This is a genomic window from Pantoea sp. S18 (assembly GCF_045689705.1).
Classification (GTDB): Bacteria; Pseudomonadota; Gammaproteobacteria; order Enterobacterales; family Enterobacteriaceae; genus Pantoea; species Pantoea symbiotica.
The window spans coordinates 4,025,251-4,045,937 of record NZ_CP142688.1 but is presented as its reverse complement, the minus strand read 5'-3'; the positions used below and the strand labels follow the sequence as shown (position 1 = coordinate 4,045,937).

The window sequence follows — 20,687 nt, the reverse complement described above, 5'->3', positions numbered from 1 at the left end:
ACGCACCACGCATAACAGTTCTGTGTTTGAGCAGTCTACCGCGTATGGCGGCGACGCGCTTTAATAAGCGCACATTCACGGGGGAATCCACTATGTCAGCCATCTCAACGTCAGCCATGCCAGCTGAAAAACTGCCCGCGCCGCTGGTCTTCACGCTCGCGGCCGGTGCCGGACTCAGCGTTGCATCGATTTATTACAGCCAGCCGATGCTGGATATCATCAGCAAACAGTTTAACGTCGGGATCGGCAGCGTCGGCATGGTGCCTATGTTGACGCAAGCCGGGTACGCGCTGGGGATTTTGCTGCTAGCCCCGCTCGGCGACCGTCACGATCGTCGCACCATTATTCTGATTAAAGGTTTGCTACTGGTTGCTGCGCTGCTGCTGTGTGGCTTCTCGGGCGGATTGAATGCCTTACTGATCGCCAGCTTCGTAACCGGTTTAACCGCCACCGTGGCGCAGGACATCGTGCCAGCGTCAGCGGCGTTAGCGCCGGAGCGCAGTCGTGGCAAAACCGTCGGCACGGTGATGACGGGATTGCTGGTGGGGATTTTGCTGTCACGCGTGGTGAGCGGCGTAGTAGCGGAGTATTTCGGCTGGCGCACCATGTACATGATTGCGGCGGTAGCGGTGTTGCTGATTAGCGTTGCGCTGTGGCGCGTGCTGCCGCGCTTTACGCCGGGCACCTCGGTGAGCTATCCGCGTTTGCTGCTGTCGCTGGCGCATCTGTGGCAACACCATCAAACGCTGCGCCGCGCCGCGCTGGCGCAAGGATTGTTGTCGGTGGGCTTTAGCGCCTTCTGGTCAACGCTGGCATTGATGCTCAGTCAAAACTTCCATCTCGACAGCGCGGTCGCTGGCGCATTCGGTCTTGCGGGTGCCGCAGGCGCTCTAGCCGCGCCATTAGCTGGCAGCGTGGCGGATCGCATCGGCCCAGCGCGTGTTACGCAGTACGGTGCCACGCTGGTGATGGTGTCGTTCGCGCTGATGTTCCTGCTGCCGCTGCTGCCGATACCGGCTCAGTTGGGTCTGATTATCATCAGTACCATCGGTTTTGATTTGGGTGTGCAGGCCACGCTGGTGGCGCATCAGACGCTGGTCTACAGCCTGGCGCCGGAAGCACGCAGCCGCCTTAACGCCCTGATGTTTACCGTTGTTTTCATCGGCATGGCGACCGGTGCGGCGCTGGGAAGCCTGGCGCTGGCACATTGGGGCTGGACCGGCGTGGTCGCACTCTCAACATTGGCCGCTGCGCTTGCCTTGATGATTCGCCTCGCCAGCCGTCATCTGAAAAACTGATCGCCTAACATGTGCCAGGCTTAAGGGAGAATGTTATTTAAAAACGGAGCGTTATGAATTTCCTGGCCTGGACCGCCGCCACCGGCGGTCTGCTACTTCTTATGTCACTGGCTTCCGGGTGGATTCACCGTGGGCCAGTGACCTCATTTGGTCTCTACCTGTTTGCGGGCATCCTGTGTGGTCCGTGGATGCTCAATCTGCTGCAAGTCGACATCATCGGTCACGCCAATCTCGCCGCGCATCTCACTGAAATCGCCATGGCGGCCTCGCTGTTTATCACCGGGCTTAAACTGCGCTTGCCGCTCAATGCGCATGCGTGGCGGCTTGGCGTCAGGCTGGCGTTTCCGGCGATGCTGCTCACCGTCGGCGGCATGACGCTGCTGGTGCACTGGATCACCGGCTTTGACTGGGCGATGTCGCTAGCGTTTGGCGCCATTGTTGCGCCGACCGATCCGGTGCTCGCCAGCCTGATTTCCGTGAATGATGCGCGTGACGACGACGCCCTGCGCGTGGCGCTCTCCAGCGAAGCGGGCATGAACGACGGTTCCGCGCTGCCGCTGCTGATGCTGGCGATTTTGCTGTTGCAGCCGGGCGAATTGAGCACCGCTGCGCTGGGCGAGTGGTTTGCCAAAGATGCGCTGTGGGCGATTGGCGGTGGACTGGGAATCGGCTTTGCGCTGGGTTGGCTGATCGGTCAGCTGGCGACGCATTTACGTACCGCCAATCAGGATGTGGCACCCAACGATCTGTTCGCACTGGCGCTGATTGCGTTGAGCTATGCCGCCGCGCAGTCGGTTGATGCGTCGGGCTTCCTCGCCACCTTTGCGGCGGGCGTCGGGTTACGTCGCGCGGAATTGCGCGTGGTGAAGCACTATCCGCAAGATGAGATGTCTGAAGAGGAGCGCTTCTTACCGGCAGAAGCGCGCGTCAATACCGGTCAGCGGATGGCGCAGGGCAGCAGCGGCATGGTGAAATCAGTGGGTTTGGTGATCGGCGATGCGCTCTCCTTTGGTGATACTATCGAGCGTTTGCTGGCGGCGGGCATGATGGTGGTGCTGGGCATTACGCTGGCGCAGCACTGGAACCTCACCGGTATCGGCCTCGCGCTGCTGCTGTTTGTGGTGGTGCGTCCGCTGGCGGTATGGATCACCACGTGGCGCTGCGATATTCCGCTGATGCGACGCTTGCTGATTGGCTGGTTGGGTATTCGCGGCATCGGCAGTATCAATTATATTGCCTATGCATGGGTGCACGGCATGCGTGGACCGCAGGCGGAGCAGATGGTGGATATGGCGCTGACGTTAGTGGTGTGCAGCATTGTGTTGCACGGCATCACGGTCACGCCGTTGTTAAACTGGCGTGCTGCCCGTCAGGCCGCACGCGCCGAACAAAACGAAAACTGATTTATTGGAAATTATTGGAGCCTATTATGAAAGCGTTATTACTCGCCCTCGTTGGGCTGTCGCTGTCGGCCGGTGTCTTGGCTGCCGACGGTGACAATAATCAGGAAGAGAATGTTTATGCCAGCCAGCTGTGTCATCTGGTGAGCAGTGAAAAGAAGACCAGCGATTTAGATGGCTACACGGAGAAGCTGAAGTCACAACTCGCGGCCAGCCAGTCTTCATCGTCCATGCAGCAACCTGAATTTAATGAAGAAATCGCGCAGGAAGTGATTAGCGCGTGGCTGGAGTTGGGTGAGGATGAGCGCGGCAAACTGCGTCATGACCAATCGCAATGTGAACAAACGGTAATGACGCAGTTCCAGCAACAGGACTGATTGTCTTTATCGCAAGAATACGCGCCTTTTCAGGCGCGTTTTTTTATGGCTTTTTTGTACGATTTACGTACATAATCGCCAACGTCGAAATCAGACATGCGTCACATAATGAGATTCAGCTGTTGAAGCTGGCATTTTTTGCATACTGGCACTGGGCAAGATGATTACACGTCGTCACTTTTTGTTGGCTACTGGAGCAACCGTTCTCTCGATGACCACGGGCAAACTTTTTGCTCGCGATGACGTCATTCCGCTGTGGCCCGACGATCCGCCCGGCGGCGGCGGCCCTTCAGGCTTGCTCAAAGTCGATCGCCACGGCTCCTGGACCAATATTGTCTCACCTGCTATTCAACGTTTCCGCCCGGAAAATCCCAACGGCGAAGCGGTGATTGTGGCGGCGGGCGGCGGTTATCGTTTTATCGGCATGGGCCGCGAATCCTGGCCGGTGGCGCGCTGGCTGAATGGCAGCGGCTATACCGTGTATGTGCTTAGCTACCGTTTACCGGGTGAGAAGTGGCAGGCGGGCAATCTGGCGCCGCTGCAGGATGCGCAACGCGCCATTCGTCTGGTGCGTTCGATGGAGCGCAAAGTGCATGTGCTGGGCTTCTCCGCCGGTGGACATCTGCTTGGCATGGCGGCGGCGCGTCCAGATTTCGAATCCTATCCGGCGCAGGATCCGCTGGACCAGATCAGACCGAATGTGGATAGCGTTGGGCTGATCTATCCAGTGATCACCCTTGAAGCGCCGTATCAGCGCACTAACACACATCTGATGATGGTGGGCCAAAACGCCACGCCAACTCAGGAAGCCAACTGGTCAGTGCAAAACTACGTGACGCGCCAATATCCGCCGACCTTCCTCGCGCAGGCCGAGGACGATCACACCTCCAATCCCCACAATACCGAAATGATGCGTGACGCTTGTCGCCGCATGCGCGTGCCGGTTGAGCTGATTGAGCTCAGCAGCGGCGGGCATGGATTTGGTCTCGGCAAAGCGGGCACGCCTGCCGCGTTGTGGGATCAGGCGTATGTGCGTTGGTTGGATAATCAGGGTTAATCACGTCAAATTAAAATTCGCGTCTGGCTGCAACGGTTCCGGCAGCGGCGTATCACCATTCATCGCTTTCAAATTGCGTTCGATATTGACGCACAGCGCATCAAGCGGCAGATGATTTGGTGCGGTGCCAAACGGATGTTCCAGCTCCTCCGCCAGCGCTTCCAGCGACAAAAAGGTGTAGGAGATAAACATCGACACCAGCGGCGTCATCAGGTGTAAATCCGCCACCAGCGCAAACGGCAGCAGCGTACAGAACAGGTAAACCGTGCGATGCAGAATCAGGCTGTAGGCGAACGGAATCGGCGTGCTGGCGATGCGATCGCAACCGCCCAGAATCGCCGACAGCTGATTAAGATTTTCATCAATGCTCTGCCAGACAATATCCGACACCAACCCTTCATCGCGACGCTGCGCCAGCCATTCACTCAGGCACAATAAAATCTGCGACGTCGGCATCGGATGATGCAGCACTTTGCTGTGCCAGCTGGCCGGCAGCAAACGCTGTAAATCGGCCTGCACATCAGTTTTACGCAGGCGATGTTTCAGGCACCAGCAGAATGCCAGCAGCAAGCCGGTAAATTCCCGCACCTGTTCTTCACTCACGCCACGAATGCTTTTGATCTGCCGCAGCAGCGAGCGCTGGGTGATATGCAGGCTGCCCCACAAGGTGCGGGCTTCGATAAAACGCGCATAGCTGGCGTTATTACGAAAGCCGAGGAAGATGGCGATCGACACACCAACCAAACTAAAAGGCGCAGTGGTGAGGTGAATGCCGAAAGTGGAGTACCACGGATAGCCAAAGATGGCGATCAGTGACATCAGCAGGTTGAGCGACAGGCGGAACACGATGTTGCTGAGCACCGATCCATGCCAGTCAAACAGCCGGAGAAACCAGTGTTGATGAGGACGTACGATCATTTTGCGATGGTGTATTTTTTAGGTTTTGTGGCGACAGGTTACGCCGGTCAGTGCCCTTGAACAACGCTAAATCCGGGTCTTTTTAAGGCATATTACACGGTGAAAATGCCATTTTATTTATTTAAATCAATCTTCTAAAAACACTTTGAACAAGTTGTAAAATTCTTTGCGTTATCTCTTCCTGCTCGCCTTCTCTAAAGTTCATTCCAGCAGCACAACACACAAATTCAAAACCACTTTAGAGGAACACATCATGTCTAAATTCGACCTGCTCGACCCACAGAACTCCACGCTGATCTTCATCGACCACCAGCCGCAGATGTCTTTCGGCGTTGCGAATATCGATCGCCAGCAGCTCAAAAATAACACCGTCGCTCTGGCGAAGACCGGCAAAATTTTCGACGTGCCGGTGATTTACACCTCGGTTGAGACGGAGAGCTTCAGCGGCTACATCTGGCCTGAACTGCTGGCGGTCCATCCTGAAGCCAAGCCGATTGAGCGCACCTCAATGAACTCATGGGAAGACGCAAAGTTTGTTGAAGCGGTTGAGAAAACCGGCCGTAAAAAGCTGATTATCTCTGCGCTGTGGACTGAAGTGTGCCTGACGTTCCCGGCGTTGATGGCGCTGAAAGAGGGCTATGAAGTCTATGTGGTGACCGATACGTCTGGCGGTACCAGCGTCGATGCGCACGAACGTTCTATCCAGCGCATGGTGCAGGCTGGCGCGGTGCCGGTGACCTGGCAGCAAGTGCTGCTCGAGTATCAGCGCGACTGGTCACGCAAAGAGACCTACGATGCGGTGATGAATCTGGTGCGTGAACACAGCGGCGCTTACGGCATGGGCGTTGATTACGCTTACACCATGGTGCATAAAGCGCCGCAGCGCAGCGCCTGAATCACGTCAGGCGCGGCAGGCTGATTTTCAGCGCATCGATAAACAGCCGCAGCGCCATGGATTGATGTCGGTTGGGCGGGAACCACAGCGCAATCCCCGCCGATTGCACCCGCCAATCGGCCAGCAGTTCTACTAGCTGGCCGCTGCGCAGTTCTTTCTCCACATACAGCGACGGCACATAAGCAATGCCCAAACCGGCGAGAGCGGCCTGCGCCATCAGCGCGTTGCTGTCTAACGTCAGCGTGCCTGGCACGTCAATCTCATGCTTTTCGCCCGCCTGCGCATATTCCCACTGATAACGTTTACCGCTCGGCAAGCGCTGGCGAATGCACTGCTGTTGCAGCAGATCGCGCGGATGAAGAATCGATGCGTTTCTTGCCAGATAAGCGGGCGCGGCGACGGTCACAAACGTCAGCGGGCCGCCAAGCGGAACGGCCACCATATCCTGCGGCACATCCTCAATCAGCCGAATGCCGGCATCAAAACCGGCGGCGGTGATATCCACCAACGCACCTTGCGCGGCGAAATCAAGCTGGATATCGGGATAGCGCGCGCTAAAGTCCGCTACTACGTGATCCAGCAGCAAACCGATCGAGGCATCGCTGGCGCTAATGCGCAGCGTGCCGTAATGCTGATGACGGCTGGCGGAGATGTCGTGCAGCACATCATCCATCTGGTTCAGCAGCGGCGAAAGCCGATCCAGCAGTTGCTGCCCGGCATCGGTGAGCGACACGCTGCGCGTGGTGCGTTGAAACAGCTGTACGCCCAGATTGTGCTCCAGCGTTTTTACCAGATGGCTGAGCGACGAGCGCTTTAAGCCGAGCATTTCAGCGGCACGGCGAAAGCTGCGCTGCTCGCCCAGCGTTTTGATGGCTTGCAGTTCGTGCCAGGAAGGACGTCTCATTGGTGGTTTTTCCTCACCGGGTCATGCGCGATTAGGTGGATTATCTCCACCAGTAAAGCGATCTACCATCAGGTTTTCAATATGAGGAGCACAACATGAAAACCTGGTTAATTACCGGTGCCAGCAGCGGGCTGGGCCGATTGATGAGTGAACGTTTACTGGCGCGCGGCGAACGCGTATTGGCAACGGTGCGACATGAACAGGTGATGGCCGATCTGCAGCAAACCTACGGCGAACAGCTGCAGGTTATTGCGCTGGATTTGGCGCACACCGCCAGCATCGCGCCCGTGATTGAACGCGCTTTTGCCGCCGTCGATCGCATTGATGTGGTGGTGAGCAATGCGGCTTACGGCCTGTTCGGCGCGGCTGAAGAGTTGAGCGATGCGCAGATTGAGCGCCAGATCGTCACCAATCTCACCGGTTCAATCCAGCTGATTCGCGCGGTGATCCCTTTCCTGCGCCAGCAGGGCGGCGGGCGCATTGCGCAGGTTTCTTCGGAAGGCGGCCAGGTCGCGTATCCCAACTTCAGCCTATATCACGCCACGAAATGGGGCATTGAAGGATTTGTCGAAGCGGTGCGTCAGGAAGTCGTCAGCTTCGGCATTGATTTCCTTCTGGTGGAGCCGGGCCCGACCGCAACCAATTTTGGCGCTGGTCTGGATGTGGCCGATGCGTTGGAGGTTTATCGCGATAACGCCGCAGGCCAGCTGCGCCAGGCGATTTTTTCGGGCGATTTCACCATTGCCGGCGATGCCGGAAAATGTGTCACGGCGATGATCGCCACGCTGGATCAGCCCAGCATGCCGCTGCGATTAGCGCTCGGCAGCACGGCATATCAGAATATCGAAACGGCGCTGGAAAGCCGGCTGGCAGAACTGCGCGGGCAACGGGATGTGGCGTTTGGAGCGGATGTGTAATCGTATAATCTAAAACATCACGCGAGCTTCATGCAGAATCGTGTGGCACAAAAAAGCCGGGACTACCGGCTTTTTCGTTCAATCATCTGTAAGTTGTTCTGGCGTGCATTCGTAAAGCTCAGCGAGCTTGGCAAGATTGAAATCACGTGGTTTTTCGCTTTTTTCCATCGCGGATACAGACGCTTGCGTGATGCCCAACGCTTCAGCAACCTGCTTTTGAGTCAGTTTACGATAAATACGCCATGCGGCGTGAAGCGTGACTCCCTTATTAATGATGATGTTTACTACATCACCAGGAATTAAGGCGTCGTCATTAATACCGGCCTCGTAAGGGACTGACTGCCATAATTCAGCGAAATCAGAATGTTGAGTCAGTTTTTCGAACAACTCGATTGGGACAATGGCCGCTTTGCGGTTACCAGCACTGTCAGTGATGAATTCGATCATAAGATTTATGTTCCAGTATTCAACGTTATCAGTTTCTTAGAAGCGTGATGAGAATCTGTGAATTATGGCAGCAAATCTCTACCTTGATTATTTGTAGGTTCCGCTGGTTCGTCTCATTACTTGCTGAATAGCGATGATTTTCGGTTCCTCGCCTTTGTGATAGTCGAACAAAACGCGATAATTTCCCCATCTAAGCCGATAGTCAGCCTGACCATTTTTTAGAGACTTAACATCCAGATTGGGCGGAACAAGCGGAAACTTTTTTAACTCATTCACTTGCTCATTCAGCTTCTTCCTTTCGTTAGCGTCTGCAATGGCTCGCATCTGCTTCAGAGCAGCTTTACGCCAATGTAGCTCTGGCATTCCCTTACCTCACATGTTGCGAACACTCCTCACTGGATTTAAGAATTATAGATATAATTATCTATATCTGCAATATATATAGGTTTTTATTGGATGGTAAATCTATATTTTCAGTGATCAGCAATAGTTTCGGTTCACTGAGTGAACTGCCAGCGGCGTTTAAACATCAGCAGAGTGCGGGGAGGACGGCGAGATTACGGTGGGGTGGTAAAAAGAAAGCCTGTTTCCATAGAGGATACAGGCTTTTAAAAGATCAGTAATAATCGCCGTGGCGGTAATCCCATGAAGGGAAAATCTCGGACAGCAGCGCCATAATTTTATCCACATCCAACCCTTTACGAATCAGCACCGGGCACGGCGTGATTTTGCGCTCGCCGTTTTGCTGTGGAATCAGACGACCTTCGCTATCCACCATCGATACCATAACGCCTTGTTCATAGCGCACTTTATTGGCATCGTTAGGCTGAATGGATTTCACGTAAGCATTGGCTTCAATAATTAAATCGGCGCGGGCTTCAATGCGCTCGCCAATACCTTCGACCAAACCGCGATTTCCCTGACCAGATGGATTTGCTGAGCTGGCAAAGGAGAATTTTCCGTGAGTATCCCACAATGCTTTTGCGATATTTTCGCCTGGCTTGCCGAATTTAATCACGAAGCAGCTGGTTTGATGGCCATCCATCATCAGCTCTTTTGAACCATCATCGGGAATACGCGACAGCGCATCGTCGCGCCACGGTAAAATACAGCCCAGCAGAATATCTTCATCCCAGTGACGCTGATAAAGCTGGTCGATTTCTGGCGTGAGTTGCGCCAGCGAACGCAGCTGTTCCAGCGAGCCGCACAGCACCACGCCAGGCTTGTTGCGCTTGCGCTGCTTGGCTTCGAACTTACGCTCCAGGCCGGCTTTATCGGAGGTCATGATGATGTAGCCCACTTTGGTTGGGCTAACGATCATGCCGCCATCTTGCGCCAGAATATCGATGGCTTCCGGTTGTAATCCGCCATTCCAGGTTATCTGCTTACCGCTCATGGATTTACCCTGTCTGCAAAAAAAGGATATACAGGAATATTACCTGCAATGAATTTAAGGGTTTGGTAAATTAACCCGATATTTCATCAGGGTTAATTATATTTTAGAGATGTCTGTTGCGATAATAGTACTAAAATTATCGCTAATGCAATGGGTGAAAATAACGATGGAATTAATAGGGGTAATAATAAATAACGCCTGAGAATTGTAGTGTTATTTATTTAATGGCGCTGAAAAGTGGATTCAGCGCCAACAGTAATCAGAACAGGATGGCGTGCACAGTCGCACGCAGCGCAATACCGAGCACAATGCCGGGCACGGCAAAGCGGAACAGGCGCGGGAATCGGCTCGACAGGCCAAGGTAAATTCCGATGCCGGGTAGATCGAAGGTTTGAATCAGTAATCCGGCCGATGCGTTGATGTTGTGCGCGCTGTATAAACCCTTCTCCACCAATCCCGCCACCACGCCGTAATAGGCGGTGCCGCCTGCCAGACATTTAGTCAGCGCCGGAAGAATATAGACTTCGGAAATATTCAGCTTATCCAGCAGCGGCGACACCAGACGCGTCAGCATTTCAATCCCGCCTGCTTCCTTCAAAATGCCGACTACTGATAACGAGATAATCAACATCGGCAGCGAACCCAGCGCCAGACGAATTGCATCGGAACCGGCGCTATTAATGATGCCAATCAGCCCCATTTTAGTTTCGCTACTGGTAACGGCTTCATCTTCATTTAACAGCGCCGCATCCGAGAGTTTGCGGCCAAACAGGTGATAGGTTGCCGCTGCCGCTAATACGCCGCCGCAGATCGAAATAATCAGCGCCGTGCTCCAGTGTAATCCCGCCGGAATCAGCGGATAAAAGGTGCTGGCCTGGCCCATGGCAAACAGCATCGCCAGCGTGGCCGCCATATGACGATCGGAGGTGCCGCGCTTTTCCATAATGGCCAGCGCCGCCAGCGGTGCTGCAAAGCTGACGAAATTAAGCTGAATCATGGCAAAAAATGCCAGCCCGGTAATACCGAAGGGTTTTAATAACGGCGTGGCATGACGTACAACAAAATCCAGTAGACCTTTGACCTCCAGATATTTCATGATGAATAACATCACCACCATAATCGGAATCAACGTATAGAACGCCACGTCTACCGAGGCTTTGCCTGCGGACATAATGATATCGATAATATTCATGCCCGCTTCCGACCTTTGTTCACACCGTTCTCCCCGTAAAATATATAAACTGGCAATGCCATTAAATTTTCGGTGGCATTAATGCGCACCCTACAACTTCGGAATAGATCTTATCCTGTGCGTAGATTATTGAGTAGTGAAGAAAGCGGGTTTTGTATTTCAGGAAATGAAGTATACCTAACTATTTTCATAACTGATTGCGGTTGAAGTTCAATAAGCATTAACGAAAAACAAGACGGATCTGCTATCGATGTAGAGGAAGCCTGTTCAGTTTGATCCCCCGAGAGATATGTGGACACGTAGTTCAGGGGGAATGATGGAAAACAAACATATTCAGATGCTGACCGATGCTTTTGAAGGCTGTTCTCAACAAACTGATAGCGGTGTGGAGTTCTGGTTAGCGCGAGATGTGCAACATTTGCTGGGATATGGCAAATGGGACAACTTTCAAAGTGTGGTTTTGAAAGCCAAAACGTCTTGCGAGATCTCAGGCAATGAGGTGCTGGATCATTTTGCCGACGTCGGGAAAATGATCGAACTTGGCAAGGGTGGGCAGCGCGAGATTGATGATGTCATGCTTACACGGTATGCATGTTATCTGATAGCCCAAAACGGTGATCCCAGAAAGCAGGAGATTGCATTTGCGCAGACTTACTTCGCCATGCAGACGCGTAAAGCGGAGCTTATTGAATTAAGGCTACTGGAAACTGAGCGGGTACAGGCAAGGAAAAAACTTAGCGGAACCGAAAAAGAGCTTTCAAACGTTATTTACGAGCAAACGGGTGGCAGCCAGAACTTCGCACTTATTCGTAGTAAAGGTGATTTTGCACTGTTTAATCGCAGTACACAGGTTATGAAAGTACAGTGGGCTGTGCCAGAAAGTCGTCCATTAGCCGATTTCGCACCAACCATCATTTTAAAAGCCAAGGATTTTGCCACAGAAATTACGATTCATAATGCTCGTACATTACGAATGCATAGTGAGCTGCAAATATCTGGCGAGCACGTTAATAATAATCAGGCGGTACGAGAAACATTACTCAGTCGAGGAATTAGACCTGAAAGTTTACCGGCTGCTGAAGATGTAAAAAAAGTTGAGCGAAGATTGGCTTCAGCCGAAAAGAAGTCACTGGTTAAACCCGCGAAACTGGAAAAAGATAGCGACGAACTTTAATAAGAAAAAATCAGGATGCTTATGCATCCTGATTTTATTGAAGAGATTAGCGGTTTAACGCATCGTCACAAACTCTTCCGCCGCCGTTGGGTGAATCGCTACGGTGTTATCGAAGTCTTTCTTGGTTGCGCCCATTTTCAGCGCCACCGCGAAGCCTTGCAGCATCTCATCCATACCGTTGCCGATACCGTGAATGCCGACAATCTTCTCTTCCGGGCCAACGCACACCAGCTTCATGCGGCACGGCTGGCGATGCTGGGTAACGGCGGTGTACATCGCGGTGAAGGAGGATTTGTACACTTTCACCTGGTCGTCGCCGTACTGTTCGCGCGCCTGCGGTTCGGTCAGACCCACGGTACCAATCGGCGGATGGCTGAACACCACGGTTGGCACGTTACTGTAATCCAGATGCTCGTCCGGCTTATTGTTGAATAGACGTTCGGAAAGACGACGACCTGCGGCAACGGCCACCGGCGTCAGTTCCACCGCGCCGGTGTTATCGCCCACTGCATAGATGCCTTTGACATTGGTGTTCTGGAATTTGTCGACGTTGATGTAGCCTTTGTCGTTCAGCGCCACGCCGGTTACCGCCAGATTGAGGTTATCGGTCGCCGGTTCACGGCCAATCGCCCACACCAGGCAATCGACGGTTTGTTCGTGGCCGCTTTCCAGCTGCAGCGTCAGGCTGCCGTCGGCGTTTTTGATCACGGCTTTCGGAATCGATTCGGTGTGCAGCATTGGGCCTTCGGCGTGCATCACTTCTACCAACGTGTCGACGATCAGCGGATCGAAGCTGCGCAGCGGCGCATGCTTACGCACGAACAGGTGCGTTTCCGCGCCCAGCGCATTGACCACGCCCGCCAGTTCCACCGCGATGTAACCCGCGCCAACCACCGCCACGCGTTTTGGCAGCGCATCGAGCTCGAAGAAACCGTCAGAGTCGATACCGTATTCCGCGCCCGGCACGTTGGGATGGCTTGGACGTCCGCCGGTGGCGATCAGGATATGATCGGCAGTAATGGTTTCACCGTTCACTTCCACGGTATTAGCATCGATAAAGCGCGCGAAGCCTTTGATCACTTCAACCTTGTTTTTACCCAGCACGTTGTCGTAGGAGCTGTGAATGCGGTCGATGTAGGCGCTGCGGTTTTTCACCAGAACTGACCAATCAAAACGGTTTACCGTGGTGTCGAAGCCATAATCTGGCCCATAAAGATGAATAGCTTCAGCGATTTGCGCCGCATGCCACATGACCTTTTTCGGTACGCAGCCGACGTTGACACAGGTGCCGCCCAGCTCTTTGGCTTCAATCAGCGCGCACTTCTGGCCATGCATCGCTGCACGGTTAATCGAGGCGATACCGCCGCTGCCGCCGCCGATGGCGAGGTAGTCAAAATGTCTGGTCATCCGTTATGTCCATCTGTTGGAAGAAAATTGGCATAGAGTTTAACGCTAGGACGATTATTGACGCAAAGATTGCACCTATGATTGTAATAGCATTGATTTTTATGTCCGATTACAGGGAAGCATAGCATGCAACTGACATTCCTCGGCACCGGCGGCGGTGCGCCCAGCCTGCAACGTAACGTCACCGCGATAGCGCTGACGCTGTCAAAACGCGGCGATACCTGGCTGTTTGACTGCGGCGAGGCGACGCAGCATCAATACATGCGCTCTGCGCTGAAGCCGGGCAAGCTGGAAAAAATCTTTATCACCCATCTGCACGGCGACCACATCTTTGGGCTGCCGGGCTTGCTTACCAGCCGCTCGATGGCCGGTATCCCCGAACCGATGACTATTTACGGACCAAAAGGTATTCGTCAGTTTATCGAGACGGCGCTCAGTTTGAGCGGCTCGTACACCTCTTATCCGCTGGAAATTGTCGAGATTGAAGCCGGTTTGGTGCTGGATGACGGCGAAGTGCGCGTGACGGCCTGGCCGATGAATCATGTGATTGAGTGTTATGGCTATCGCATCGAACAACACGATAAACCGGGCTTCCTCGATGCGCCGCGTCTGAAGGCTGAAGGCGTACCGCGCGGGCCGTGGTATCAGGATTTGAAAGCCGGTAAGCGCATCCAGCTGGAAGATGGCCGTGAGATCAATGGCGCCGATTATCTTGGCCCGGCAACCAAAGGCAAAGTGCTGGCGATATTTGGTGATACCGCACCAACCGAGGTGGCGCTGCAGCTGGCCGCGAATGCCGATGTGATGGTGCACGAAACCACGCTGGAGGCGGCGCTGGCGGAGAAAGCCAATGGACGCGGCCACTCAACCACCATTCAGGCCGCCGAAGTGGCGAAACAGTCGGGCGCGAAGCGGATGATCGCTACGCATTTCAGCTCGCGTTATTTGTCTAAGGATCGGGAGAAACTGCTGGCGGAGTGCCAGTCGGTGTTTGCAGCGACTGAGCTGGCACATGATTTTGCGGTGTTCGAGGTTTAGTGCTGTAGCGCCGGATAGGTGAAAAACAGCAGATGCGTCATGTTGAACAGGAAATGGATGCCGGTGGCGACCCACAGGCGTCCGCTCCACTGCCATGCGAGGCCATAAATCAGCCCGGCGAAGGTGGCAAACACCATCAGCAGCGGCCCGCCGGGAAAATGCGACACGCCAAACAGCAGCGAAGTCAGTAACAGGGCTGCAACGGGGCCGCCTTTCTGGCGCAGGCGCTGTTGCAGATAGCCGCGAAAAAACGCTTCTTCCGCCAGTGACACGAAGAACAGGTTTGCCAGCATAAAACTGCCCAACCATTCCGGCCAGTGAGGTTCAACGGCCAGGCCACCCAACTTAACCGCGATAAACAGCAGCAGCGGAATCGCCGCCAGCAGCGCCAGCCACAAAATTTTGAGTCGCGGCGGCGCGGATTTGGTGCGGAACAGCTGCGGCAAGCAGATGAGCAACACAAACGGAATCAGCGCTTTATCGAAGTTATACGAGAAGCTAAAGGGCAGGCTGAGCGGCCCGGCTTGCACATCTTCCACCTGACGCGGATTTTTGAAGCCAGGGAAAAAGTGTACAAACAGGCCGATGGCGATGGCAACCAGCGCGGCTTCACTCACCAGCTGAATCCAGCGCGCGTTATTTTCCACACGAATCCAGGCGATGACGGCTATCGCACCGAGCAGCACCATCGCCGGCCAATCCAGCACATCTTCGAACAGCCCCAAAATAGTGGCGAGCGTGAGCAGCAGTACCGAAAAACGTTTGGCGGGCGACAGCACGGCAAGTGCGCCAGCCAGAATGATCCACATGATAATTGTCCTGATAGGCTGGCGACGTAGTAAGCGAACTTACTCTGGCACGATCTGCGTGACGCTGAAGTGACCGGTTCCGGCGGGCACCAATTTCTGATGCAGCCAAGGCAGCAGCTCTTCCATCTGCGCTTTCAGCTTCCACGGCGGATTAATCACGATCATGCCGGAGGCCGTCATGCCGCGCTGATCGCTGTCCGGACGGACCGCCAGCTCAATCTGCAGGATGTTGCGGATATTGGTGGCCTGCAAATCTTTAACCATGTGCTTGATCTGCTGACGCATCACCACTGGATACCACAGCGCAAATACGCCGGTGGCGAAACGCTTGTGACCTTCCTGAATGCCTTTCACCACATCCTGATAATCGCTTTTCATCTCATACGGCGGATCGATCAGAATCAGGCCGCGACGGCTCAGCGGCGGCAGCTTGGCTTTCAGCTGCTGGTAGCCATCGCCACGCGCCACGCGCGCGCGGGAATCTTTGCTGAACTCGGTGCGCAGCAGCGGATAATCGCTGGAATGCAGCTCGGTCAGCTCCATTTTGTCCTCTTCACGCAGCAGGAAGCGGGCAATCAACGGTGAACCCGGATAATACTTTAAGGTGCCGTGCGGATTGAGATTACGCACCGCCGAGAGATACGGCTTGAGCAACTCCGGCACATCTGGCTGCTGCCAGATGCGGCCAATGCCTTCCAGATATTCACCGGTACGCTCGGCGTGCTCTCCGCTCAGCAGGTAACGTCCGGCACCGGCGTGGGTATCCAGATAGAGGAAAGGTTTTTCCTTCTCCATCAGGGCGGTGAGGATCAGGCTTTCAACGGTGTGTTTCAGCACGTCGGCATGGTTGCCGGCATGAAAACTGTGGCGATAACTCAGCATAAAGAAAGGGGGTCCGCGGTTGGATCAAAGGGAGTCAAAACATCGTGTGTGGCGCGATTATAGCCGCGCTGCATAAAAATTGCTGACGTTTTGGCAGGCGCTTAAGTTTTGCGCCAATGCGTCGCTATAGCCGGTTGCGACTTGTCTGGTATCAGTGAAAATTCCTAAGGAAAATTCGGTACTCGAATTTTATCCTCAGATTAAGTAAGTTAGTCTGCGCTAAACCAAGCGGTCACAAGCCAAATGCCAGAGAGTCTGGCAGGAAACTTTCCGGTTAAGGCCGTATAATTTTTTGCTTAAAGCATCTCTAACAATTCCTGGTGAAAATAATGAAAAAAATGACTGGTATCGCGGTGGCAAGCCTGTTGGCACTGACAGGCTGCGCGAAACAACAACCCGTTCATAGTTTAGTCACACCGCCAATGGCGGAAGAGCAGCCTGCAGCGCAAAATGCGCCAGAGCAGCAGGGTTCACCGTTTGTTGCTTCTGCGCCGGCACAAGCTGAAAGCGCATCTTTCAGCGACGACCGCGCGAGCAATATTCAGCAGTGTCGTAAAGAGTTGGATGCGATGCGTCTTTATAGCCAGGCTTCCTATGAAAGCTATCAAGCGGAATTCCAGAAAATCGGTGCGCAGACCAATAAATATCTGCAAATTAAAGATTCCATTGGCTCTGATATCAATGATCTGGTGATGCCGCGTTATCAATTCCAGATCCGTGAATTGTGCTTCCGTATTAAGACTCGCCTTTCTCAGCTGATTATTCGCCAGGCTGGTTGAGTTAATAAAAGCAGCTCCAATTTATTATTTTTAACAGCGCAATGTGATTGCGCTGTAGTCGGGCTTCATCTTTATCTCAGTGATAAAGATGAAGCCTTTTGTTTACTTATTGTCGCGCCGGGAGGCCGTGATGACACCCCGTTATCTGTCTCGGATACTTGTAATGACTGTATCGCTGTTGCCTGCTTTAGCCTGCGCGGCTTCTGACGATGAGATGCTGCGTGCTTTTGGCGAGGCTTCTCACGCAAAACCTTTTATTCCGGCCGAAACGTCGAAACCACAGCCAACATCACAACCAAAAAGTACTACTAAATCAACGGACCAAGCGGAGTTGACACGCTTACGTGCGCGCATCAATCAGCTGGAGAAGCAGCAGGCTGAATCTAAGCGTGATAAGTCGCAAGAGGCGCTGAAACGTCAACAGGCTGAGAGCCAGAAAAAGCTGGCTGCGCTGGAAGCTGAAAATCAACAGCAGGCGCAAAACCTCGCCAAAGTCACGCAAGAACTGAAGGCGGCTCAACAGCAAGCGGTTGATGCAGCCCAGCGCAGCGTCCCGCAGCAATCGATCAGTGATAAGCAACTGGCTGCGTTACAGGCTGAGAAACAGCAGTTGGTAGAGGAAGTAAGTACACTTAAGCAGGCGCTGAAGGATGCACAACAGCAAAGCAGGGCATTAAGTGACATGCAAAAGAACGCTGAAGCTTTAAAGGTGCAACAAATCGAAAGCGCCAAAAAGCTTGCTACGCTGGATGCTGAGAAAAAACAGCAAACCCAGGATGCGGCCCAGTTGAGTAAACAGCTGAATGAGGCGCAGGAAGCAGTAAAACGCAGCCAGGAACAGCTTAAAACGCAGCATGCCGCAGATGCGGAGTTATTGAACCAACAACTGCGTGAAGCACACGATGCCGCCAAACGCAGTGAAGATGCTTTGAAGCAGCAGCAGGCAAAAAATATTGCCACATTGACTGCCGAGCTCGATAACGCAAAAAAGCACTCGACCATCGCGTTACCCGAGACACTTCCCAAAAGTGACGCTGATCGCGATGGTTACACCTTAGGTCAATTCATTGCCAGTAATGCAGTAGTGCAGTTGCAGATGGTGAAGGATGTAGGCCTCAATATCAGCCTTGATCAGTTGATCGCGGGGTTAACCACGCAACTGAAAACCGGCACGTCAGCCATGCGCAGTGAAGAGATGTCGCAGCGTTATGCAACGATGCAAGAATCGATCAATAAAGGCATGGGCAAGCTGATTGAGAAAGGCTATGCGCAACTCGATAAGCAGGTTGAGAAGCGTAAAACGCTGCGTGCAGAAAATGGCGTGCGCTGGTTTGCGGTGAAGCCAGCGAAAGCGAAACTGATCCCCGAGCAGCAGGTTGAAGTGAGCGTCAAAGTCAGCACGCTGGGCGGCAAAGTGATTAATGATTTTGCAGATGACAAAGTGCCATTTGATAGCAATCTGCCGCCGCTGCTCTATGACGGGATGTCTCTCACCGGTAAAGGCGGTGCCGTAGAAGGCTGGGCGCTGGCGAAAGATATCTTCGAACGCGAACCTCTGCCACCGTGGGTGGCGCCTTACGATGTGATTCACTACCAACTCGCGATTAAATAATCTTCAGCCCGCCTTCTGGCGGGCTTTTCTTCGTTGGTCCAGGCTTAGTGGCATTGATTTTCATGCCATCAAGCCGCATGTTAGTAAAATGCGTCGCGCGAAAGTTCGCGCCACTACTTCATCATGAAAGGACTGCGCTTATGACCAATCCGTTACTCACGCCTTTTTCGCTGCCTCCGTTTTCTGCCATCAAACCTGAACATGTGGTTCCTGCGGTTACCGAAGCGCTAAATGACTGCCGCGCAGCGGTGGAACGCGTTGTGGCACAAGGCGCGCCTTACACCTGGGAAAATTTGGTGCAGCCGCTGGCTGAAGTCGACGATCGCTTAGGTCGCCTGTTCTCGCCGGTCAGCCATTTGAACTCGGTAAAGAACAGCCCAGAACTGCGTGAAGCTTACGAGCAAACGCTGCCGCTGCTGTCTGAATACAGCACCTGGGTTGGCCAGAATGAAGGTTTGTATCAGGCGTATCGCAACCTGAAAGAGGGCGATAGCTACGCGGCGCTGGATACCGCGCAGAAGAAAGCGGTGGATAACAGCCTGCGTGATTTTGAGCTGTCCGGGATTGGCCTCGATAAAGAGAAGCAGAAGCGCTACGGCGAAATTGCGGCGCGTCTTTCTGAACTGGGTTCGACCTACAGCAACAACGTGCTCGACGCCACCATGGGCTGGAGCAAGCTGGTGACCGATGAAGCGGAACTGGCCGGTATGCCGGAAAGTGCGCTGGCTGCCGCCAAAGCGCAGGCCGAAGCCAAAGAGCAACAAGGCTGGCTGCTGACGCTGGATATCCCAAGCTATCTGCCGGTTATGACTTACTGCGACAACGCTGCATTGCGTGAAGAGCTGTATCGCGCGTATTCAACGCGTGCTTCCGAACAGGGCCCGAATGCTGGCAAATGGGATAACGGTCCTGTAATGGCGGAAGAGCTGGCGCTACGCCATGAACTGGCACAGCTGCTGGGCTTTGACTCTTACGCTGACAAATCGCTGGCGACCAAAATGGCGGAAAATCCAGCGCAGGTGATCGACTTCCTGACCGATCTGGCGAAACGCGCTCGTCCACAAGGTGAGAAAGAGCTGGCTCAGCTGCGCGCCTTCGCGAAGAAAGAGCACGGCGTCGACGAGATGAATCCGTGGGATCTGACGTATTACGGCGAGAAACAGAAACAGCATCTCTATACCATCAGCGATGAGCAGCTGCGTCCGTACTTCCCGGAAGCGCGCGCGGTGAGCGGCTTGTTCGAGGTGGTTAAACGCATTTACGGCATCACCGCCAAAGAGCGCAAAGACGTCGATGTTTACCATCCAGACGTGCGCTTCTTCGACCTGTTCGACGAAAGCGGCGAACTGCGCGGCAGCTTCTATCTCGATCTCTATGCGCGCGAACACAAGCGTGGTGGCGCGTGGATGGACGATTGCGTCGGCCAGATGCGTAAAGCCGACGGCAGCCTGCAGAAGCCGGTGGCCTATCTCACCTGTAACTTTAACCGTCCGCTGCAGGGCAAACCGGCGCTGTTCACGCACGATGAAGTGATCACGCTGTTCCATGAATTCGGTCACGGTCTGCACCATATGCTGACGCGCATCGAAACGCCGGGCGTATCCGGTATCAGCGGTGTACCGTGGGATGCTGTCGAGCTGCCAAGCCAGTTTATGGAAAACTGGTGCTGGGAGCCGGAAGCGCTGGCGTTTATCTCCGGCCACTACGAAACTGGCGAGCCGTTGCCGAAAGAGCTGCTGGATAAAATGCTGGCGGCGAAAAACTATCAGGCGGCGCTGTTTATCCTGCGTCAGCTGGAGTTCGGCCTGTTCGATTTCCGTCTGCATACCGAGTTCGATCCCGCGCAAGGCGCGCGCATCCTCGAAACCCTGCGTGAAGTGAAGAAGCAGGTTGCCGTGGTGCCAAGCCCGGAATGGGGCCGTTTCCCGCACGCTTTCAGCCATGTCTTTGCTGGCGGTTATGCGGCGGGTTATTACAGCTATCTGTGGGCCGACGTGCTGGCTGCCGATGCCTATTCGCGCTTCGAAGAAGAGGGCATTTTCAACCGTCAGACCGGTCAGTCGTTCCTCGACAATATCCTGACGCGTGGCGGTTCCGAAGAGCCAATGGAGCTGTTCAAACGCTTCCGTGGCCGTGAGCCGCAGCTCGATGCGATGCTGGAACACTACGGAATTCAGGGATAAGC

At 54.0% G+C, this 20,687-nt stretch carries 20 protein-coding genes; 11 read left to right on the top strand and 9 right to left on the bottom strand.

Going from position 1 to position 20,687, the window contains the following annotated elements; genetic code table 11:
• The first annotated feature begins 92 nt into the window (after positions 1-92).
• The 4 genes from VIJ98_RS18855 to VIJ98_RS18840 all read left to right on the top strand — a co-directional run bounded on the left by VIJ98_RS18855 (position 93) and on the right by VIJ98_RS18840 (position 4,132).
• Positions 93-1,298 (top strand): MFS transporter, encoded by a 1,206-nt coding sequence (locus VIJ98_RS18855; protein WP_323275478.1) that lies wholly within the window; start codon positions 93-95, stop codon positions 1,296-1,298.
• 53 nt (positions 1,299-1,351) lie between these two features.
• Positions 1,352-2,701 (top strand): sodium:proton antiporter, encoded by a 1,350-nt coding sequence (locus tag VIJ98_RS18850; RefSeq protein WP_154157268.1) that lies wholly within the window; start codon positions 1,352-1,354, stop codon positions 2,699-2,701.
• A gap of 26 nt (positions 2,702-2,727) precedes the next feature.
• Positions 2,728-3,075 carry a hypothetical protein gene (locus VIJ98_RS18845; RefSeq protein WP_323275476.1) on the top strand — a complete coding sequence of 116 codons (348 nt, stop codon included), beginning with the start codon at positions 2,728-2,730 and terminating at the stop codon, positions 3,073-3,075.
• A gap of 160 nt (positions 3,076-3,235) precedes the next feature.
• On the top strand, positions 3,236-4,132 hold the full coding sequence (locus tag VIJ98_RS18840) for an alpha/beta hydrolase (RefSeq protein ID WP_323275474.1): 897 nt from the start codon (positions 3,236-3,238) through the stop codon (positions 4,130-4,132).
• Here VIJ98_RS18840 and VIJ98_RS18835 read toward each other — a convergent pair whose 3' ends face one another.
• Positions 4,133-5,050 (bottom strand): bestrophin family ion channel, encoded by a 918-nt coding sequence (locus VIJ98_RS18835; RefSeq protein ID WP_323275472.1) that lies wholly within the window; start codon positions 5,048-5,050, stop codon positions 4,133-4,135.
• A gap of 253 nt (positions 5,051-5,303) precedes the next feature.
• Between VIJ98_RS18835 and VIJ98_RS18830 the strand changes: the two genes are divergently transcribed.
• On the top strand, positions 5,304-5,945 hold the full coding sequence (locus VIJ98_RS18830) for a hydrolase (protein ID WP_154157266.1): 642 nt from the start codon (positions 5,304-5,306) through the stop codon (positions 5,943-5,945).
• A gap of 1 nt (position 5,946) precedes the next feature.
• Here the strand turns inward: VIJ98_RS18830 and VIJ98_RS18825 are convergent, their stop codons facing one another.
• Positions 5,947-6,849 (bottom strand): LysR family transcriptional regulator, encoded by a 903-nt coding sequence (locus VIJ98_RS18825; RefSeq protein WP_323275470.1) that lies wholly within the window; start codon positions 6,847-6,849, stop codon positions 5,947-5,949.
• 95 nt (positions 6,850-6,944) lie between these two features.
• Between VIJ98_RS18825 and VIJ98_RS18820 the strand changes: the two genes are divergently transcribed.
• Positions 6,945-7,766: an SDR family oxidoreductase gene (locus tag VIJ98_RS18820; RefSeq protein ID WP_323275468.1), complete on the top strand. Its 822-nt coding sequence runs from the start codon at positions 6,945-6,947 to the stop codon at positions 7,764-7,766.
• A 78-nt stretch (positions 7,767-7,844) separates the two neighbouring features.
• Here VIJ98_RS18820 and VIJ98_RS18815 read toward each other — a convergent pair whose 3' ends face one another.
• The 4 genes from VIJ98_RS18815 to VIJ98_RS18800 all read right to left on the bottom strand — a co-directional run bounded on the left by VIJ98_RS18815 (position 7,845) and on the right by VIJ98_RS18800 (position 10,801).
• Entirely contained in the window at positions 7,845-8,213 is a 369-nt protein-coding gene (locus VIJ98_RS18815) for a helix-turn-helix transcriptional regulator (protein WP_323275465.1), read from the bottom strand.
• 87 nt (positions 8,214-8,300) lie between these two features.
• On the bottom strand, positions 8,301-8,576 hold the full coding sequence (locus VIJ98_RS18810) for a type II toxin-antitoxin system RelE/ParE family toxin (RefSeq protein WP_008108126.1): 276 nt from the start codon (positions 8,574-8,576) through the stop codon (positions 8,301-8,303).
• Between the two features lie 253 nt (positions 8,577-8,829).
• Positions 8,830-9,609, bottom strand: a complete 780-nt coding sequence (locus tag VIJ98_RS18805; protein ID WP_323275463.1) for a Sua5/YciO/YrdC/YwlC family protein — start codon at positions 9,607-9,609, stop codon at positions 8,830-8,832.
• 259 nt (positions 9,610-9,868) lie between these two features.
• A complete protein-coding gene (locus tag VIJ98_RS18800; RefSeq protein ID WP_323275461.1) occupies positions 9,869-10,801 on the bottom strand; it encodes a nucleoside recognition domain-containing protein in 933 nt (310 codons plus the stop codon).
• Between the two features lie 313 nt (positions 10,802-11,114).
• Between VIJ98_RS18800 and dinD the strand changes: the two genes are divergently transcribed.
• Positions 11,115-11,975, top strand: coding sequence for a DNA damage-inducible protein D (dinD, locus tag VIJ98_RS18795; protein WP_407330286.1), 861 nt, complete (start codon positions 11,115-11,117; stop codon positions 11,973-11,975).
• Positions 11,976-12,029: 54 nt separating this feature from the next.
• On the opposite strand, the gene gorA is transcribed toward dinD, so the two are convergent.
• Positions 12,030-13,382 carry a glutathione-disulfide reductase gene (gene gorA, locus VIJ98_RS18790; protein ID WP_323275457.1) on the bottom strand — a complete coding sequence of 451 codons (1,353 nt, stop codon included), beginning with the start codon at positions 13,380-13,382 and terminating at the stop codon, positions 12,030-12,032.
• Positions 13,383-13,508: 126 nt separating this feature from the next.
• Here gorA and rnz point away from each other — a divergent pair, with 126 nt between their 5' ends.
• Positions 13,509-14,420 carry a ribonuclease Z gene (gene rnz, locus VIJ98_RS18785; protein ID WP_154193988.1) on the top strand — a complete coding sequence of 304 codons (912 nt, stop codon included), beginning with the start codon at positions 13,509-13,511 and terminating at the stop codon, positions 14,418-14,420.
• On the opposite strand, the gene VIJ98_RS18780 is transcribed toward rnz, so the two are convergent.
• Together VIJ98_RS18780 and VIJ98_RS18775 are read right to left on the bottom strand one after the other, a co-directional pair.
• Positions 14,417-15,229 carry a CPBP family intramembrane glutamic endopeptidase gene (locus VIJ98_RS18780; protein ID WP_323275455.1) on the bottom strand — a complete coding sequence of 271 codons (813 nt, stop codon included), beginning with the start codon at positions 15,227-15,229 and terminating at the stop codon, positions 14,417-14,419. The two genes, rnz and VIJ98_RS18780, sit on opposite strands and share 4 nt — an antisense overlap.
• Positions 15,230-15,268: 39 nt before the next feature.
• The gene (locus VIJ98_RS18775; protein ID WP_007889903.1) at positions 15,269-16,111 is read right to left on the bottom strand and encodes a 23S rRNA (adenine(2030)-N(6))-methyltransferase RlmJ; all 843 of its coding nucleotides are present in this window, start codon (positions 16,109-16,111) and stop codon (positions 15,269-15,271) included.
• 329 nt (positions 16,112-16,440) lie between these two features.
• Here VIJ98_RS18775 and VIJ98_RS18770 point away from each other — a divergent pair, with 329 nt between their 5' ends.
• From VIJ98_RS18770 to prlC, 3 genes are all read left to right on the top strand, one after another.
• Positions 16,441-16,890: a hypothetical protein gene (locus VIJ98_RS18770; RefSeq protein WP_231103509.1), complete on the top strand. Its 450-nt coding sequence runs from the start codon at positions 16,441-16,443 to the stop codon at positions 16,888-16,890.
• A gap of 163 nt (positions 16,891-17,053) precedes the next feature.
• On the top strand, positions 17,054-18,502 hold the full coding sequence (locus VIJ98_RS18765) for a hypothetical protein (RefSeq protein WP_407330285.1): 1,449 nt from the start codon (positions 17,054-17,056) through the stop codon (positions 18,500-18,502).
• Positions 18,503-18,642: 140 nt separating this feature from the next.
• Positions 18,643-20,685 (top strand): oligopeptidase A, encoded by a 2,043-nt coding sequence (gene prlC / locus VIJ98_RS18760; protein ID WP_061719776.1) that lies wholly within the window; start codon positions 18,643-18,645, stop codon positions 20,683-20,685.
• Positions 20,686-20,687: the final 2 nt, after the last annotated feature.